The sequence below is a fragment of the Dietzia sp. CQ4 genome (genome assembly GCF_014145125.1).
GTDB classification, from domain to species: Bacteria; Actinomycetota; Actinomycetes; order Mycobacteriales; family Mycobacteriaceae; genus Dietzia; species Dietzia natronolimnaea.
On the sequence record NZ_JAALDZ010000385.1, the window covers coordinates 1 to 3,495 of the forward strand.

Annotated in this window: 2 protein-coding genes and 1 pseudogene; all 3 read left to right on the plus strand. The window is 70.9% G+C overall.

Annotated features, from left to right (window positions below):
• Positions 1 to 577 (plus strand): annotated as a pseudogene (locus G6031_RS17400) (hypothetical protein); the annotation flags it as partial.
• Positions 574 to 2,043 carry a hypothetical protein gene (locus G6031_RS17405; RefSeq protein ID WP_182644515.1) on the plus strand — a complete coding sequence of 490 codons (1,470 nt, stop codon included), beginning with the start codon at positions 574 to 576 and terminating at the stop codon, positions 2,041 to 2,043. The pseudogene G6031_RS17400 and the gene G6031_RS17405, both read left to right, overlap by 4 nt.
• 1 nt (position 2,044) lies before the next feature.
• The gene (locus G6031_RS17410; protein WP_182653948.1) at positions 2,045 to 3,436 is read left to right on the plus strand and encodes a hypothetical protein; all 1,392 of its coding nucleotides are present in this window, start codon (positions 2,045 to 2,047) and stop codon (positions 3,434 to 3,436) included.
• Positions 3,437 to 3,495 lie beyond the last annotated feature (59 nt).

Sequence of the window (3,495 nt, forward strand, 5' to 3'; positions counted from 1 at the left end):
CGGCGGGCCCGCCGCGGCGACCGGGGGGACCACGACGGCGGTGACCGCGGTGATCGAGGTCGACCGCAAGGCCGCCCGGCCCGGCGGTGCCATGGGCTTCGCGGCAGCGGGATTCTGGCCCGGCGAGCAGGTCTACGTGGTGCTCGGTGAGGGTGACGCCGCCGTCGGCCCCGTCCTCGCAGGAGTCGACGGCGAGGTCGCGGGAGTGCTCGTGCTCCCGGAGGACATCGCCTCGGGGACCCACGAGATCCGCGCGGCGGGCGCTGGCTCGGGGTTGGAGGCCGCGGAGCGGTTCCCGGTGCGGACGGACATATCCCCGACGGCATCGGCCGCCGGACTCGGCGGGTCGGCGGGGTGGGTCTTCCTCGCCCTCGCGGCCCTGGCCCTGTCGGTCGCCGCGGCGGTCGCCGTCAAGCGAAGAGTCCTCTCCATGGCCGACGGCGACGACGGACCCGACGGTCCTGACGGACCCGACGGTCCCGCCGGTCCCGCCGGTCCCGCCGGGCCCGACGACGTCCACGAGGACGACGTGAACCACCACCCCACGACCGTCGTCCAGCACGAGGAGCCCCGATGACCAGTCACCTGCGATCGACCCACCGCCGGGCCACGGCCCTGGCGCTGACACTGGTGCTCGCCTTCGGCGTGCTCCTGGGCACTCCGGCTGCGCACGCACAGGGCTCCGAGGTCGAGTTGACCGATGCGGAGTTCCGATGGGGGCTCAGCAGACAGAGTGCCGGGCCCAGCCACGGCCCCGGGCTCAACTTCCTCTCCGCCGGGGACAGCTCGTCGGCGCTCGCCGGGTCCGGGGCGACGATCACCGAACAGACGTGGAGAGCCACGTCGGGCGACGTCACGATCGAGAAGCGATCCGCGACCGGGGCCACGGCGGCCGCCACCTGGGCCGGCACGCAGACCGACCAGTCGGGAACGCCGATCCGTGACGCCGCCTCGAGCAGGTACAGCGGACTCGAGATGGTCTTCGGCAACGGCACCGGGACGGTCGACGCTGGGGCGGGCACCGCCGAGATCGAGTGGAGGGGCACCGCCTCGGTCCTCTACTACTCGGGCCTGGTGTTCCTCAGCGTCACCGACCCGGTCCTCACCGTCACGCCCACGAAGGCGACCGTCACCGCGACCCTGGGAGGGCGACGGAGTTCCCAGGACAACCCCGAGGTGTCGGTCCCGATCCCGTCGCGCACCGTCGTCGTCGCGAACCTCCCCCGGAATCGCGTGGAACTGGGTGGGAAAAAGGGTTTCTCCGTGACCCCCGAATACCTCCGCGTGCCCTATTCCGCCAAGCCGGGAGAGAATCCCCAGACGAGAGACGGGAATGACTGGGGAGCGTTCCCCGCTGAATTCGTCGACTTTGCCGCTGACGCCGGATCGGGAGGATTCTGGTATTCCACCGGTACCTCCGACAGCGCGAAACCCGCCCTCCCGATAGCGGTGAGCTGGAATTCGGATGACCCCGAGGAAATGCCGAATTCCGGAGGCTCGGGTGGGTCGAAAGGAATCGTGGGGCAGGTACTCGACAACACGGTCGAACAGGTCCTCCGCGCTGCGGGCGACGACGTCGCCGACACCGCGGCCGCCTGGATGGACGAGGCGTGGAAACCGCTCCAGCCCGATGCGGTGAGGGCGGCGCGGGAGGGAGCGGACCCGGGCGTGTCGCCCGAATCCCCGGCCGCCGAGGGGGTCCCCGTCGACGAGGTCTTCGAGGAGTACTTCGAGGAGTACTACACCTCCACCTCTCCGATGACCGCCGGCACCGTGGGCGGCACGCTCGCCTCGATCCCCGCGTCCTCCGCGAGTCCCTCCACAGGTGGCCCCGCGCCCGCAGCGTCGACCGCTCTCGCAGACCAGGCGACGATCCCGGTGGCGGCCAACTCGCCGCTCCACGGCGCCGACGTGGTCTACGCCCAGACTTCCGCCTCCCAGAAGGCCGGAGACCCCACCCACCAATGGCAGTGGTGGGTGGGGACCGCATTGCTCGCGCTCGCGGCAGTGCTGTTCTACCAGACAGTTCGACGAAAGGACTGATGTGAAGACTTCTCGATCCCGGCTCGCGCTCGCCGGCCGACGGGGCACGATGCTGGGGGCGACGCTCGCGTTGCTCGCCGGAGTCGTCGCCGCCCCGGCGGCCCAGGCGCAGGACGTCACCCCGGGCACCGTCTCGGACGCCTCGTTCGTCTGGGGCATCAGCGGATACGCGCAGAAGGGCATCTTCGGGCCGTGGCGGATCCTCGACGCCTCGGGTGACGCGTCGGCTCTCGTGGGGTCGGTCTCGGGGGGAACGCAGGCCGAATACACACCTGCGGCGTTCCCGGCCACCTCGATGCCCGTGAGTCTGGTCGGGGGCCAGCAGGCGACCCCCAACGCGATCAAGTTCTCCGACGGTGAGGGCGTCCGCGGTACGGACGGCACCGTCACCATCGACTGGGACGGCGAGATCACCTTCAACGCCTACCCGGCGAATCTCAACGCTCCCGACGAGACCCTGGCCGATCCGAAGCTGACCGTCAACGCCGACGGTTCCGGAACGCTCAACGCCGATGTCACGATCGGCGCGGCGAACGACATGAACGGCAACCCCACTCCCGAGGTCAACGCCGGTCGCACGACCGTCCTGTCGTTCGGGCCGGGTGCCGCCCAGGTGGCCCAGGACGGCACCATCACCCTGTCCCCCCGGTACGCGGGAGTGCAGCACAACGGTGGGACCCAGGACCGGACCTGCACCGCGCCGAACGTCTGGGGCGCGTGGACGCCCGAGTGGCTGGCGGCCGTGCCGGCGTCAGTGCACCCGCACTACTACAACACCGGCTGTGGCGGAGACCAGAATCTCAAGGGCCCGCTGCCCCTCCAGGTCACCTACGACCTGACCGAGGACGAGATCCAGGTGCCCGTCGGGACCCCGAAGATCCAGCTCTCCGAGACCACACTCGCCGCGGACGGCAGCCACCAGGTGACCATCACCGGCACCGGCTTCGACGACCGGTCCGTGGTGGGTGTCCGCCCGCCGCTGGCCGGAAAGCCCGCCGGGTTCTACCTGGTGTTCGGCAAGTTCGAGGACGCGTGGAAGCCGTCCGCGGGCGGGACCTCGGCGGCGCGCAAGGTGGTCGAGCAGAAGTGGGTCCTCGCCGCGGAGAACCACGCCGTCATCGGGGGCGCCGCCGCCGGCGCCGTCGAACTGCGCCCCGACGGCAGCTTCACCACCACCCTCACCGTCTCGAAGGACGCGGCCGACGCGAAGTCGGAGACGGGCGGCTACGGCATCTACACCTATGCGGCCTCCGGCGCGGTCCACGCGCCGTGGGAGCTCAGCGCGCCGATCACCTTCACCACCGGTGGGGATGACGACGACGATGACGACACCGGAAACGTCGGTGGCGGTTCGCTCGCGGGTATGACGAACCTCTTCGGCAGCCTGATGTAGGTCACACGCGGAACGGGCGCGGCCCCGACACCCTCCCGGGGTGTCGGGGCCGCTTCTCG